General features: G+C 33.0%; 14 protein-coding genes. 8 read left to right on the top strand and 6 right to left on the bottom strand.

The features are described 5' to 3' along the window. The first annotated feature begins 55 nt into the window (after positions 1-55). Genes C3729_RS03140 through C3729_RS03130 form a run of 3 tightly spaced genes read left to right on the top strand, consistent with a single transcriptional unit; the run spans position 56 to position 3,459 of the window. On the top strand, positions 56-1,309 hold the full coding sequence (locus C3729_RS03140) for a serine hydrolase domain-containing protein (protein WP_104792832.1): 1,254 nt from the start codon (positions 56-58) through the stop codon (positions 1,307-1,309). Positions 1,310-1,346: 37 nt separating this feature from the next. Beyond that, positions 1,347-2,966 carry an Ig-like domain-containing protein gene (locus C3729_RS03135; RefSeq protein ID WP_104792831.1) on the top strand — a complete coding sequence of 540 codons (1,620 nt, stop codon included), beginning with the start codon at positions 1,347-1,349 and terminating at the stop codon, positions 2,964-2,966. Positions 2,967-3,009: 43 nt separating this feature from the next. Beyond that, positions 3,010-3,459 (top strand): heme-binding domain-containing protein, encoded by a 450-nt coding sequence (locus C3729_RS03130; RefSeq protein ID WP_104792830.1) that lies wholly within the window; start codon positions 3,010-3,012, stop codon positions 3,457-3,459. 30 nt (positions 3,460-3,489) lie between these two features. Here C3729_RS03130 and C3729_RS03125 read toward each other — a convergent pair whose 3' ends face one another. The 5 genes from C3729_RS03125 to C3729_RS03105 form a co-directional block, all read right to left on the bottom strand. Continuing rightward, a complete protein-coding gene (locus C3729_RS03125; protein ID WP_104792829.1) occupies positions 3,490-3,999 on the bottom strand; it encodes an NUDIX hydrolase in 510 nt (169 codons plus the stop codon). Further along, positions 3,996-4,898, bottom strand: coding sequence for a site-specific tyrosine recombinase XerD (gene xerD, locus C3729_RS03120; protein ID WP_104792828.1), 903 nt, complete (start codon positions 4,896-4,898; stop codon positions 3,996-3,998). The genes C3729_RS03125 and xerD overlap by 4 nt, the downstream gene beginning before the upstream one ends. Before the next feature lie 66 nt (positions 4,899-4,964). Beyond that, positions 4,965-5,390, bottom strand: a complete 426-nt coding sequence (locus C3729_RS03115; protein ID WP_104792827.1) for a deoxycytidylate deaminase — start codon at positions 5,388-5,390, stop codon at positions 4,965-4,967. Between the two features lie 41 nt (positions 5,391-5,431). Beyond that, a complete protein-coding gene (locus C3729_RS03110; protein ID WP_104792826.1) occupies positions 5,432-6,199 on the bottom strand; it encodes an enoyl-CoA hydratase-related protein in 768 nt (255 codons plus the stop codon). Between the two features lie 123 nt (positions 6,200-6,322). Continuing rightward, positions 6,323-7,810 carry a catalase gene (locus C3729_RS03105; protein WP_104793201.1) on the bottom strand — a complete coding sequence of 496 codons (1,488 nt, stop codon included), beginning with the start codon at positions 7,808-7,810 and terminating at the stop codon, positions 6,323-6,325. Between the two features lie 191 nt (positions 7,811-8,001). On the opposite strand from C3729_RS03105, the gene C3729_RS03100 reads away from it, so the two are divergent. The 5 genes from C3729_RS03100 (at position 8,002) to C3729_RS03080 (ending at position 12,685) form a co-directional block, all read left to right on the top strand. After that, complete coding sequence (locus tag C3729_RS03100; RefSeq protein ID WP_069800253.1) at positions 8,002-8,955, top strand: hydrogen peroxide-inducible genes activator; 954 nt, start codon at positions 8,002-8,004, stop codon at positions 8,953-8,955. 218 nt (positions 8,956-9,173) lie between these two features. Next, positions 9,174-10,451, top strand: coding sequence for a methionine adenosyltransferase (gene metK / locus C3729_RS03095; RefSeq protein ID WP_104792825.1), 1,278 nt, complete (start codon positions 9,174-9,176; stop codon positions 10,449-10,451). 135 nt (positions 10,452-10,586) lie between these two features. Next, positions 10,587-11,000, top strand: a complete 414-nt coding sequence (locus tag C3729_RS13350; RefSeq protein ID WP_411266650.1) for a hypothetical protein — start codon at positions 10,587-10,589, stop codon at positions 10,998-11,000. A 175-nt stretch (positions 11,001-11,175) separates the two neighbouring features. Further along, positions 11,176-11,766 (top strand): RNA polymerase sigma factor, encoded by a 591-nt coding sequence (locus C3729_RS03085; RefSeq protein ID WP_104792823.1) that lies wholly within the window; start codon positions 11,176-11,178, stop codon positions 11,764-11,766. 220 nt (positions 11,767-11,986) lie between these two features. Continuing rightward, positions 11,987-12,685: a YjjG family noncanonical pyrimidine nucleotidase gene (locus C3729_RS03080; protein WP_104792822.1), complete on the top strand. Its 699-nt coding sequence runs from the start codon at positions 11,987-11,989 to the stop codon at positions 12,683-12,685. Positions 12,686-12,755: 70 nt separating this feature from the next. On the opposite strand, the gene trpS is transcribed toward C3729_RS03080, so the two are convergent. After that, on the bottom strand, positions 12,756-13,724 hold the full coding sequence (gene trpS, locus C3729_RS03075) for a tryptophan--tRNA ligase (RefSeq protein WP_104792821.1): 969 nt from the start codon (positions 13,722-13,724) through the stop codon (positions 12,756-12,758). Positions 13,725-13,730: the final 6 nt, after the last annotated feature.

The raw sequence follows: 13,730 nt of genomic DNA, 5'->3' as shown, positions 1-13,730 counted from the left end.
AAAACACTGCTTCAAAAAAATGCTAAATTGCCCCGCCTAAATAATTAATCAGAAGATGAAGCAGAAAATTGTAGTAATTCTTATCCTTTTATTGACTTTGGTTTCTTGTAAAAAAGAATTTAATTTTTTTCAACAAGAGAATGAAAATGGTTTGCCTAATTACGGAAACGTAGATGTAGAAAATGTATTTACTGCAGAAGATTCTCAGCTTCAAGATAAACAGAATGTGGTTAATGCCATTCAGCAATACTATGATAAAGTTTGGGAAAAAGGGGATTTGAGCGGAGGTTTTCTCGTGGCAAAAGGTGATAAAATTCTCTTTGAAAGCTATAGAGGTTTTGCCAAAGAAAACAATCAAGTTCCCATCAATAAAGATGTTCCGCTTCATATCGCTTCTATTTCTAAATCTCTTACCGCGATGGCAGTTCTTAAATTGGTAGAAGCTAGAAAAATAAATCTTCACGACAAAGTCACCCATTATTTTCCGAAATTCCCTTACAAAGAAGTAGAAGTGATTCACTTGCTGAATCACAGAAGTGGACTACCAAAATACGAATATTTCATAGAGAAATTAGGACTTAAACCCAAAAATAAATATTTCACCAACCAAGAAGTTCTCGATTTACTTATTCAGCATAAACCAGATTTGGCAAGAAATACCAACACTGGCTTTATGTATTGTAATACCAATTATGCGCTTCTTGCACTGATTGTAGAAAAAGTTACTGCACATCCTTTTCCTTTGGCGATGCAGAAAATCGTTTTCAAACCATTAGGAATGGAACATACATATATTTTTCAGCAAAAAGATTCACTGCGAGCTGCTCAATCTTTTTACTATCAAGGAAGCAGATTGTATCCTACAGATAAATTAGATGGGATTTATGGGGACAAAAACTGCTACACCACGCCAAGAGATTTATTTAAGTTTTCAAAAGCGATGTACGCCGAAAATTTCTTGAGAAAAAGTCTTAAAGATTCTATTTTTACCCCTTACAGTAATGAAAGAAGAGGCGTAAACAATTATGGAATTGGTTTTAGAATGAAAGTTTTTGACAATGGAGAAAAACTTACGTTTCATAATGGTTGGTGGCATGGAAGCAATACCGCTTTTGTTCATTTACAAAAATCTAAAGTCACGATTATTGCTCTTGGAAACAAATTTTCTAGAAGAGTGTATTCTGCGCTCACGCTTTCTTCATTGTTTGAAGATTTTCCTTTAGAAAGAGAAAAATTGGATAAACTCATGAACAAGGAAATAGACACTACAAAAGAGAATCACGATGCTGTGGCAGAATCTACCGAATAATTAACGCATATTTCTTAATTTTGCTCAAATTTCATCAATGAAAAAAATAATTTTTCTTCTTTTGCTTAACCTTTTGCTTTTTTCGTGTGCTAGAGTTGGCGCACCAAATGGCGGTACTAGAGATTCTTTGGCTCCTAAATTTTTAGGTTCTAATATTGATACTACTCGATTAAATGTTTCTAGAACGGTAAAGGAATTGAGGCTGGATTTTGATGAATACGTGATGCTGAAAGATTTTAATAAAAATTTTAATGTATCGCCACCGATAAAAAAAATTAAAAAAGTCATTCCTTCTAATCTGGCGAATAAATATGTTTTGATACAGTGGGAAGACACGCTTCAAGCCAATACTACTTATAATTTTAATTTTGGAAATGCCATTGTAGACAATAATGAGTCTAATCCTTTGCCTTATTTTAATTTTGCGTTTTCTACAGGAGATAAAATTGATGAACTTTTCGTGAGTGGAACCGTGAAAGATGCCATGACGCTCATCAAAGAAAATCAAACAGCAAAAGACAATAAAATGGTAGTGGGACTCTATAAAGCAGGCGAAAATCTAGACTACAAACAGAAACCCGATTATATTACCAAAGTAGACGAAGAAAATTATTTTGAACTCAATTTTTTACCAAAAGGGGAATTTGTAATTATAGCTTTTGATGATGAAAATCAAAACTCTGTTTACGATGCAGGAAAAGAAAAAGTTTCTTTTTTGAAAGAAAAAATTACCTTAGACAGCACAAGTATAAGAGGTCTGAAATTGAAACTTTACCCTTCTAAAAAAGTGGTAAAATATAAAGAAAGTAAAGCCATCAATGGCGGTTTATTGATGACTTTTGAAGGAAATCCGGAAACGGTAGATGTAAAATCGCTTTCAGAAGAACTGAAAGATTTCAAAGTGACACATGCAAAACGTTCGGATTCCGTGAATGTCTGGTTTGATGCAGAGAAGAGTAATTTGGGTGGAACTGTTTCTAAACAATTGAAATTAAGTTATTTTACGCCTACGATTAGCGATACCATTTCCGTGAGTTATAAAGCAGTGAAAGATGAGTTTAAACTCTCTAATGAAGCCGGGAATTTAATCGCTCCGGAAAATAATTTTGTGATTAATACATCGTTGCCCATAGAAAATCTCAACACTTCTTCTTGGAAATTGGAGAGCGATAGCATAGCACAAGATTTCACTGCAAAAATTTCAAAGAAAAATCCGTTTAAAATTCTAGTGAATTCTAGTTTTAAACCGACGAAAAAATATGTTTTAACCATACCAAAAGAAACCGTTTCTTCTTATTACAGCAGTAATGATAAGTCGTTCCAATTTCAATTTGAGATTGATAAACCAGAAAATTATGGTTCTTTCACGGCTGTGATTAAAAATAAACCTACGGCTAAATTTTGGGTAGAATTGACCAATGAAAAAGGCGAAATCTTGTATTCTCAGTTCACCAATGCCTCAGAAGTTTCCTTTAAAAACCTGAAACCAGCGACTTATATTGCCAGAATTAGAGTAGACAATAATGGAAATGGATTCTGGGACGAAGCAGATTTTGCACGAAATATCGCTGCTGAAGACGTTTACATTTTTGAAAAAGAAATTAATGTAAGACCACTTTGGGAAATTAAGGAAGATTGGGAACTTACCAATCGTTAAAAAGTAGAATTTTAGAATATTTTGAACTCATAAATATATTCAAATGAAAAAAGTACTCATCGGAATTGTTGTTTTCTTGGTTTTAATACAACTTATTCCTATCGACAGAACCAATAAACCAGTAGACCCGAAACAGAATTTTGTAGAGGTGCTCAAAACTCCGAAAGATGTTACCGAAATGCTGAAAAATGCTTGTTACGATTGTCATAGCAACGAGGTGAAATATCCTAGTTATGCTTACATTGCTCCTATTTCTTGGTCGATTAAGCATCACGTAAATGAAGGCAAAGAAAATGTGAATTTTTCTGAATGGTTGACGTATAACAAAGATCAAAAAGACCACATTTTAGATGAAATCATCGAAACGATAGAGAATAAAGAAATGCCATTTAAAGGTTATATTCCAATGCATCCAGAAGCTAATCTTACTGATGCTCAAAGAAAAATATTGATTGACTATTTTAAAGGATTACAAAAATCTGGTCAATACTAAAAACTAAAAAAGCTCCTTTTCGAAGCTTTTTTATTGATATTTTCCTAGAAATTTTCTCTGCGAATCGAAAGCGATTTCCTCAAGATTGAGTTCTGAAATTTTTACCCAAACGGTTTCAGAAATTTCGTGAGCTTCTAGTTTTTTGATTGCTATTTTTTCTTCTACTTGATATTCAAAGAATAAGTCTAAAGTATTATAGTCTACTTCTTTGTAATGATAAACATTGGGTAGACTTCCCACGAATTTTAAATTGTTGAGGTCTATTTCTATTCCTAATTCTTCCTTTAATTCTCTGGAACAAGTTTCTTCGGCGCTTTCTTTTGGGTCTGTAAAACCACCCGCCAAATCTAGTTTCCCGATTTTAGGATTTTGATTTCTCTTGGTCAGTAATAATTCGTCTTCGCATCTTATTAATACTGCAACTGCGGCGGCGCAATTATGATACATCACAAAATCACATTGTGAACAAAAAAATTTCTTTTCTCCATCAAAAATCAATGTTTCTTGACCGCACTTTGGGCAATATTTTAAGTGTTTCATTTGTTTCTTGGGTGGTATTTCAGAATTACATCATGCAATTCTTCGGTTTTTAAATGGGTATAAATTTCTGTGGTGGTAATGCTAGAATGTCCCAGCATTTCTTGGATAAATCTTAAATCTACACCGTTTTGTAAGAGATGCGTAGCAAAAGAATGACGGAAAGTATGTGGAGAAATACTTTTTCTGATTCCCGCCTTTTCTACCAATTCTTTGATGATGATAAAAACAATCACTCTAGACATAGAAGAACCTCTACTGTTTAGGAAAATGTGGTCTTCATATTTTTTGCCAATTTTATTGTTTGCTCTTACATTATTGATGTAGTTCAAAATAAGATTTGCAGTGTAATTAGCAAGCGGAACGTATCTTACTTTTTTTCCTTTTCCCTCTACTTTTATAAAGTTTTCTTTGAAATTAATATCAGAAATTTTAAGTTCTATTAATTCAGAAACTCTAAGACCGCAACCATACAATACTTCTATGATGCAGTGATTTCTCACGCCTAAATCAGTGCTTAAATCAATGGCATTAATGATTTTTTCTACATCTTCGAAGCTTAGCGTATCAGGTAAATATAAACCTAATTTTGGGCCTTCAAGAAGTGTGGAAGGATTGTCTTCTCTGATTTCTTCTTCGATAAGATATTTAAAAAAAGATTTAATGGAAGATATTCCTCTTGCTTGAGTTCTTTCGCTTATTTTTTCTTTGGTAAGATGAAGGAGAAATTCTTGTAAGTTTTCAAAAGTTATTTTGTCGGGATTAGTGATGTCTAGTTTTTCCTCTGAGAAAGCTTTTAGTTTCTTCACATCTCTTATGTATGCGTCTAAAGTATTGTCAGAGAAATTTCTCTCAAATTTGAGAAAATGTGAAAAATTCTCAATCGTTTCATTCCAGGTCATTTGTGTTTTTTTCTTTATTGTGTTTTTTAATTGTGTATTTCAGGTGCAAATATCATGCTAGTTTTTTTATTTTAAGTTTTCTTCTTTAATTTGAAGAACTTCTACTTGAGCATTTTCTAAAAATTCTAATCCTTCTGTATCTGAGTATTGGTCTATATAAACGAGCCTTTTGATGCCAGATTGTAATATAAGTTTGCTGCATTCTTTACACGGCGAAAGTGTAAGGTAAAGAGTAGCGCCTTTTGCAGACTGAGTACTAGAAGCTAATTTTAAAATGGCATTTGCTTCTGCATGAAGCACGTACCAATGCGTTTTTCCGCCTTCGTCTTCACAACAATTTTCTGCACCAGAAGGAGTTCCGTTATAGCCATCAGAAATAATCATTCTGTCTTTTACAATGAGTGCTCCTACTTTTTTTCTTTCGCAGTAAGAAAGTTTTGCCCATTCTTTAGCCATTTTAAGATAGGCTAAGTCAAATTTATTGTGATTCATTTTAAAATTTTTAAAATTAGCTTCTTACTCTTTCTAAGTTTTTAGAAATTAGGCTTTCTTTTTTCTAAAAATGCAGAAACGCCTTCTTTTTTATCTTCCATTTCGAATAATTCTCCGAAAGATTTAATTTCTAATTCATAACCTTCAGCAGAATCTGATGCATTTACCGCTTCAATGGCTTTAGAAATTCCTTGCGGTGAATTTTTAGAAATAAGGATGGCTAATTCTTTGGTTTTTGGTAATAATTCTTCTAAACTAAAAACTTCGTTTACCAAACCAATTTCTTTTGCTCTACTCGCCGAAATCATCTTAGCAGAGAAAATCATTTCATTCGCAAGTCCTTTTCCTACTAATTTTGGGAGTCTTTGGGTACCTCCATAACCAGGAATAAGACCTAAAGTAACTTCTGGTAAACCTAATTTTGCATTTTCTGAAGCATATCTTATGTGACATGCCATCGCAAGTTCTAAACCACCACCTAATGCAAATCCATTTACAGCGGCAATAACAGGTTTTCTTAGATTTTCTATTTTATTGAATAGCGAATTTTGTCCGTTTCTGGCTAATTCCTCTGCTTTGTCTTGACCGAAATCAGAAAACTCTTTAATGTCTGCTCCTGCTACAAAAGATTTTTCGCCACTTCCTGTAATGATGATGACTCTGCAATTAGAATCTTGTTCTAGCTGAGATAAAGCTTCGCTCAATTCACTGATAGTAGTTCCGTTTAAAGCGTTTAAACTCTGTGGTCTATTAATGGTAATGGTAGAAATTTGACCTTCGTTTTCTAGGAGAATATTTTGGAAATTCATGGTAGAGTAGTATTAAATTTACGATTTTTAGGATAAGTGCAAAATAACTAATTTTTGACCTAAAATACAAAAAAGCCAAGCACTTATATACTTGACTCTTTTAAGTTTGGTATAAGTTTGTTCTTATTTGGCGTGGTTCATAATTCCATCATCTAGTTTTACTTGGAGTCCTGCCGCAATTCTCATTCCCATTTCTACATTCGCTCTAAAGAAATGACACAATTGTCTGTTGATGATTTCATCTCTTTTCGGTCCGTCAATTTTTTTCATGTGACCAATGATGTTATTCACCAAATTGGTTCTGTCTTCTTGGTTCATCGCTTTGGTGTAGAGTAGGCCTGGCTGTGTATAATGGTCGTTATCATTTTCATTTCTATCGAAATGCGCTACACGATTGCTGTCTAGTTCCTCTTCAAATTTTTTGTAAGAAGGATCAGGTTTTATGTCGTCAAAACTGTTAGGATGGTAGTTCGGTGCGTCTTCATAGTCTCTTGAATCTGCCATAAATCCGTCTCTTTGATAATTATGAGTTGCAAAAGGACATCTGTTAACTTCTAATTGATGTGCATTCACGCCCACTCTGTATCTGTGAGCATCCGGATAAGAAAATAATCTTCCTTGAAGCATTTTATCTGGCGAAAAACTAATTCCATCGATCAAATTACTTGGCGAAAAAGTAGATTGTTCTACATGAGCAAAATAATTTTTAGGAATTTCATTGAGTTCCATTTCACCGACTTCAATCAGTGGAAATTCTGCTTGAGGCCAAACTTTAGTAATGTCAAAAGGATTCCATTTAAATTCTCTAGATTCTTCTTCGGTCATTACTTGTATGTACATGGTCCATTTCGGGAAATCACCATTTTCTATAGCATTGCAAAGATCTTCTTGTGCAAAATCTGGATTTTCTCCAGCCATTTGAGTGGCTTCAGCATCGGTGAAGTTTTTAATGCCTTGTTTGGTTTTTAGATGAAATTTCACCCAAATTCTCTCATTTTTATCATTAATCATCGAAAAAGTATGAGAGCCAAAACCGTGCATGTGTCTGTAACCATAAGGAGTTCCTCTGTCGCTCATTAAAATTAAAACTTGATGTAAACTTTCTGGATTTAAGCTCCAAAAATCCCACATCATGGTATGAGATTTCAAGTTGGTTTTTGGGTGTCTTTTTTGAGTATGAATAAAATCTGGGAATTTTTTAGCGTCTTTGATGAAAAACACTGGAGTGTTATTTCCTACTAAATCCCAATTTCCCTCTTCTGTATAAAATTTTAGTGCGAAACCTCTAGGATCTCTTGCTGTATCTGCACTGCCTTTTTCTCCGCCTACAGTAGAAAATCTAGCAAACATTCTACAAGTGTTTCCTACTTTCGAAAATAATTTGGCTCTGGTGTATTTTGTAATATCGTGAGTTACGGTAAATTTTCCGTAAGCGCCTGTTCCTTTTGCGTGAACGATTCTTTCTGGAATTCTTTCTCTTACAAAATGCGCTAGATTTTCTTGTAGAATAAAATCTTGCAACAAAACAGGTCCTCTTGCTCCAACCGTTTGAGAATCTTGGTGTTCAAAATACGGTATTCCTGATGAATTGGTTAGCTTCTTACTCATGATGGTTGTTTTTTCTGGATAACAAAGTAACAAATAAAAATTAAATTTTGAGAGGAAAAATTGAGAGTAGTTTTATTTATAAAATCAATTAAAAATTAGAATTCAACGCATGACGTCTATCATGTAGAAATATTATTTTTTCTCGCATATCTTCTCTATATTTGTAATAGAATTTATAAATAAGTACCCTACAAATGAATATTCAACAATTAGAATATCTTATCGCAGTAGATAAATATAAACACTTCGGAAAAGCAGCTCAAGCTTGTTTTATTACCCAACCTACTTTAAGTGCAATGATTCAGAAGTTCGAGGATGAAATGGAAGTAAAAATCTTTGATAGAACTACCCATCCTATTAGAACTACAGATATTGGTGCTCAAATCATAGATCAAGCAAAAGTAGTAGTAGATTCTGTAATGGAACTGAAAAACAAAGCAAGTATTTTAAACAATGTTCTTGCTGGTAGAATTAATTTAGGGATTATTCCTACCGTTTCCAGTTTTATTTTGCCAACAGAAATTTTTGATTTTCTTTCTAAAAACCCAAAAATTGAGTTGAATGTAAAAGAAATGACCACTGAAAATATTATTAAAGCACTGAAATCAGGAGAATTAGATGCAGGAATTATTTCTACGCCCTATTCTGATGCAGAAGAGTTTTTCAGCGACTTTTTGTTCAATGAAGAGTTGATGGTGTATTCTGCAGATAAAATTGCGAATGATAATAAAGATGAATTCATCTTGCCAGAAGATGTAGATGTGAATAAAGTTTGGCTTTTAGAAGAAGGGAACTGCTTAAGAACACAATTCGAAAATATCTGCAACCTTAAAGAAAACTCTTTGAAGCCTAAAAATCTTGATTTCATGGCGTCTAACATTAATACTTTGGTACAGATGGTAGATAAAGTAGGAGGTTTAACTGTTTTACCAGAATTAGCAGTGTCTCAACTTCAGGAAAATCAAAAAGATAAAATTCACCGTTTCAAAAAGCCTTTCCCAAGTAGAGAAATCAGCATGATTTATTACAAGCCTACTTACAAACAAAAAATTCTAGACGAATTGGTTAAATCTATTAAAACTTCCCTAGAACCGAAGTTGAATTATACCCAATTCCCTCAAGATTTTGTAAAAATAAAACCACAATAATTTTTGTCAAGAAGCTCTTCAAATTTTGAGGAGCTTTTTTTCTAAGTATTTTGATATTAATAAAATACTCTGTAATTTTGCCCAACAAATTTTAGAGGAAAAATTTGGACTGATTGCAACCTCAATAAAAAATGCTAAAACAGATTTCTTCTTTTTAGTTCTCATAAGGTTTGCCTTCCATTTTTTTCTATTTTAATCCTTAAAAAGAAAATAATAATATGCCTTATTTATTTACATCTGAATCTGTTTCAGAAGGACATCCAGACAAAGTAGCAGACCAAATTTCTGATGCGCTTATCGATAATTTTTTAGCTTATGATAGAAATTCTAAAGTCGCTTGCGAAACTTTAGTCACTACAGGACAAGTTGTACTAGCAGGAGAAGTAAAATCAGAAGCTTATCTAGATGTACAAACTATCGCCAGAGAAGTGATCAATGGAATAGGTTATACCAAAGGTGAATATATGTTTAATGGTGATTCTTGTGGAGTAATTTCTGCAATTCATGAGCAATCTTCAGATATTAATCAAGGAGTTGATAGAAAATCTGGAGAATCTTTTGAAGAAAAAGCAAATGCTCAAGGAGCAGGAGACCAAGGAATGATGTTCGGTTATGCAACCAATGAAACCGAAAATTATATGCCACTTGCATTAGATTTAGCTCATTCTATTTTAAGAGAACTATCAGCAATCAGAAGAGAAGGAACAGAGATTAAATATCTTCGTCCAGATGCGAAGTCTCAAGTAACAATTGAATATTCAGATGATCATAAACCGCAAAGAATAGACGCTATTGTAGTTTCTACGCAGCATGATGATTTTGCAGAAGATGAAGAAATGTTAGCGAAAATTAGAAAAGATATCATCGAAATTTTAATGCCTAGAGTAATCGCTCAGCAAAAGCCAGAAATCCAAGCATTGTTTAATGACCAAATTAAATACCACATTAACCCAACTGGGAAATTTGTAATTGGTGGACCTCACGGTGATACTGGTTTAACAGGTAGAAAAATTATCGTAGATACTTACGGTGGAAAAGGAGCTCACGGTGGTGGTGCTTTCTCTGGAAAAGACCCGTCAAAAGTGGATAGAAGTGCTGCTTATGCAACAAGACACATTGCTAAAAACTTAGTTGCTGCAGGAGTTGCAGATGAAGTTTTGGTGCAAGTTTCTTACGCAATTGGTGTAGCAGAACCTTGTGGATTATTTATCAATACTTACGGAACTTCTAAAGTAGGAATCAATGATGGTGAATTAGCGAAAAAAGTTCAAGAATTATTTGATTTAAGACCTTACGCAATTGAGCAAAACTTGAAATTGAGAAATCCTATTTATCAAGAAACCGCAGCTTACGGACACATGGGAAGAGATTACTACGTAGGAAGCAAGACTTTCAATAAAGGTCAAAAAAATGAAATTACACTTGATAATCTAGAATTCTTTACTTGGGAAAAGCTAGACAGAGTAGAAGATATTAAGAAAGCCTTCAACTTATAATCAAGAAACCGTTCAGAAATGAACGGTTTTCTTATTTTTACAAAAATTTTTACAATGCAATTTCTTAAACATATATTTTTCTTCGGTATTTTCTTCATTGGATTTCGTGGGCAATCGCAGATTACAGTTCATCCAATGGTTTTTGCAGGTTACGAATATCAAAACTCAAACTTTGGAGAAGTTGGAGCGAGATTCATTTTTCTAAAGAACGATAATGTTCTTTACAGAGTTTCTGGTTCTGCTTTGATGGGAAAAGTAAACAGTGAATTTGCAGTTTTGCCTAAAATTCAAGGAGATATTTTATTGAACTTCGAAAAAAACGTAGATATACAGCATTCTTATTATTTTCTTGCGGGAGCAGAAATTACGCCTCAATTTGTTGCGCCAAAAGCAGGAATCTCCCTTTTCGGAATTATAGATTTTACTGGTGGTTACGCATTTCAGTTGGGAAATAGCCAGTTGAATGATAGAGTAATGGAAGGTCTTAATTTGAATTTCACGGTTAATATTCCGTTAGTTGTTTTCAGCAAATCAAAGAAAAATAAATAAGCAAACAACGATTTTTTTGAAAAATTATTTTGAATATTTAACATTTTTTATAAATTTGTCATACAAAACGTAAATCGAATCGCCTATTGAGCAAACTTTACTTCATTTAATAAACTGTAAAAACCAGAAATAGCTAGCATTTGTTAGTCTGTTTCATAATAATGAAGTTAAAGTTATGGAAACACTTACTGATAGTTTGCTGATTTCGAGATATCAAAAAGGCGACGAAAACGCACTTTCTATTCTTATTTCAAGACACCAAAAAGAACTTTTCTCTTTTATTTTCTATAAATTGATGGATGAGGAACTCGCTAATGATGTTTTTCAAGATACCTTCATGAAAATCATTGTTTCCCTAAAAGAAGGAAGATATAATGATGATGGTAAGTTTATTCTTTGGGCAAAAAGAATTGCGCACAATCTTATTATAGACCATTATCGCCTTAAATCTAAACACATAAAAGTTTCTGAAACAACTTATGAAAACGAAGAGTTTTCTATTTTTGATTTGCTTAAAGAAACAGAGGAAAACATCGAAGAAAGGTTAATCACGAATCAAATTTATGATGACCTGATGAAAATGCTCGTTTTCTTACCCGAAAACCAACAGGAAGTCATCAAATTAAGATTTTTTGATGGATTAAGTTTTAAAGAAATTGCAGAGCAAACCAACACAAGTATTAATACTACACTAGGTAGAGTTCGTTATGCACTAATTAACATGAGAAAAATTATGGAAGAAAATCAAATAATTTTAACGAGGTAATACAATAAAGGCCAAATAGTTCCGTTCTTGTAAAAAACGAATTTTTTAGCCTATGAAAAATAATTACTCTCTTAAAAATCCTGTTTTGAATCCTAAAAAATCAACAGTAAATTTTTTATTAAATTATTCTAAAAGTATAGCAGTTTTAACTTCAAATGAAAAGAAATTTATCATTTCTAAAAATTAAATAAACCGCTTATTTTACTTAAATTTGTGCCCTATGAAAAACATAAGGCACATTTTTTTTGACCTCGATAATACACTTTGGGATCACCGTAAAAATGCAGTTCTTACCTTAGAAGAATTGTTCCAAAGAAAAGAAATTTCAGACAAGTATAACATCCTTTTTCATGAATTTCATGCTAAATATGATGAAATTAATGAAGATTTATGGGTGAAAATTAGAGACGGAATTATTGATAAGGATTTCTTGAGAAAACATAGATTTTATGATACTTTTCTGCATTTCGGGATAGATAATGAACAATTAGCGCAATATTTCGAGAAACATTTCTTAGACGAAATCATCAATTTCAATGAATTGATTCCGCAAACCATCGAAGTTTTAGAATATTTAAAAGAGAAAGGGTATCAACTTCATGTAGTTTCTAACGGTTTTCACGAAGTGACGAACAGAAAAGTAGAAAAATCTGGACTTAAAAAATATTTCGAAACCGTAACGAGCGCTGAAGATGCTCATGCTATGAAGCCAGATGAAAGAATTTTCGAATATTCCTTGAATTTAGCCAATGCAAAAAAATCAGAATCTATCTTCATAGGAGATGACTGGGTTGCAGATGTAAAAGGAGCTCAGAATTTTGGTTTAGATATTATTTTCTTTGATGCACTGAAAGAAGATAAATCTGAAGAAGGACTGAAAACCATTCAAAATTTGGAAGAAATTAAAAACTATTTATAAAACAAAAACCTTTCAGATTTCTGAAAGGTTTTATATTATAATTCATAATTCATAACTCATACTTAAAGAATCACATTCCCAAACTCGCTCTCACTCTTTTTAAAGTTTCTGCGGCAATTTTTCTGGTTTTTTCTGCGCCTTCTTGCAGTTTAGCGTCCAGTTCAGAAAGATTGTTCATGTAATATTCGAATTTTTCTCTTTCTGTTTTGAAATTTTCAAGAATTAAATTGAATAATTCTGTTTTAGCATGACCATAACCGTAATTTCCTGCCAAATATTTAGCACGCATTTCTGCGATTTGCGTTTCATTTGCGAGTAAAGAATAAATGGCAAAAACTTTACAAGTGTCAGGGTTTTTCGGTTCTTCTAGCGGGGTAGAATCCGTTTCGATAGCCATCACTTGTTTTTTTAATTGCTTTTCTGGAAGGAAAATATTGATGATATTTCCTCTAGATTTAGACATTTTATGGCCATCAATTCCCGGAACGTATTTCGTGTTTTCTTGCAATTCAGCTTGTGGAAGCACGAAAATTTCTCCCATTTGATTGTTGAATCTCGCACCTACATCTCTCGCCATTTCCAAATGCTGTAACTGGTCTTTTCCTACAGGGACGATTTCTGCATCATACAATAAAATATCTGCCGCCATCAACATAGGATAGGTGAAAAGTCCTGCGTTTACATCTTCTAAACGGTCTGCTTTATCTTTGAAAGAATGCGCCAGTTGTAATCTAGAAAAAGGAAAGAAGCAAGATAAATACCAAGAAAGTTCACAAACTTCAGGAATATCACTTTGTCTGTAGAAATAAGTTTTTTCGGTATCTAAACCGCAAGCTAACCAAGCTGCTGCGATTTCGTAGGTGTTTTGTCTCAGTTCTTCTGCATTTTTAATTTGTGTTAAAGAGTGCATGTTTGCGATAAACAAAAACGATTCGTTTTCAGATTTTTTAGATAATTCTATGGCAGGAATGATGGCTCCCAAAAGATTTCCTAAATGTGGAGTTCCTGTTGCTTGTATTCCGGTGAGGATTCTTGACATTTTGAT

Source organism: Cloacibacterium normanense (assembly GCF_002943105.1).
GTDB lineage: Bacteria > Bacteroidota > Bacteroidia > Flavobacteriales > Weeksellaceae > Cloacibacterium.
Note: the sequence above shows the minus strand (reverse complement) of the source record. Positions and strands in the feature narration are given on the sequence as shown.

Bases quoted from the DNA above. Each gene is read 5' to 3' on its own strand.
- C3729_RS03140 (WP_104792832.1), top strand. From the start codon at position 56: ATGAAGCAGAAAATTGTAGTAATTCTTATCCTTTTATTGACTTTGGTT.
- C3729_RS03135 (WP_104792831.1), top strand. From the start codon at position 1,347: ATGAAAAAAATAATTTTTCTTCTTTTGCTTAACCTTTTGCTTTTTTCG.
- C3729_RS03130 (WP_104792830.1), top strand. From the start codon at position 3,010: ATGAAAAAAGTACTCATCGGAATTGTTGTTTTCTTGGTTTTAATACAA.
- C3729_RS03125 (WP_104792829.1), bottom strand. From the start codon at position 3,999: ATGAAACACTTAAAATATTGCCCAAAGTGCGGTCAAGAAACATTGATT.
- xerD (WP_104792828.1), bottom strand. From the start codon at position 4,898: ATGACCTGGAATGAAACGATTGAGAATTTTTCACATTTTCTCAAATTT.
- C3729_RS03115 (WP_104792827.1), bottom strand. From the start codon at position 5,390: ATGAATCACAATAAATTTGACTTAGCCTATCTTAAAATGGCTAAAGAA.
- C3729_RS03110 (WP_104792826.1), bottom strand. From the start codon at position 6,199: ATGAATTTCCAAAATATTCTCCTAGAAAACGAAGGTCAAATTTCTACC.
- C3729_RS03100 (WP_069800253.1), top strand. From the start codon at position 8,002: ATGAATATTCAACAATTAGAATATCTTATCGCAGTAGATAAATATAAA.
- metK (WP_104792825.1), top strand. From the start codon at position 9,174: ATGCCTTATTTATTTACATCTGAATCTGTTTCAGAAGGACATCCAGAC.
- C3729_RS13350 (WP_411266650.1), top strand. From the start codon at position 10,587: ATGGTTTTTGCAGGTTACGAATATCAAAACTCAAACTTTGGAGAAGTT.
- C3729_RS03085 (WP_104792823.1), top strand. From the start codon at position 11,176: ATGGAAACACTTACTGATAGTTTGCTGATTTCGAGATATCAAAAAGGC.
- C3729_RS03080 (WP_104792822.1), top strand. From the start codon at position 11,987: ATGAAAAACATAAGGCACATTTTTTTTGACCTCGATAATACACTTTGG.
- trpS (WP_104792821.1), bottom strand. From the start codon at position 13,724: ATGTCAAGAATCCTCACCGGAATACAAGCAACAGGAACTCCACATTTA.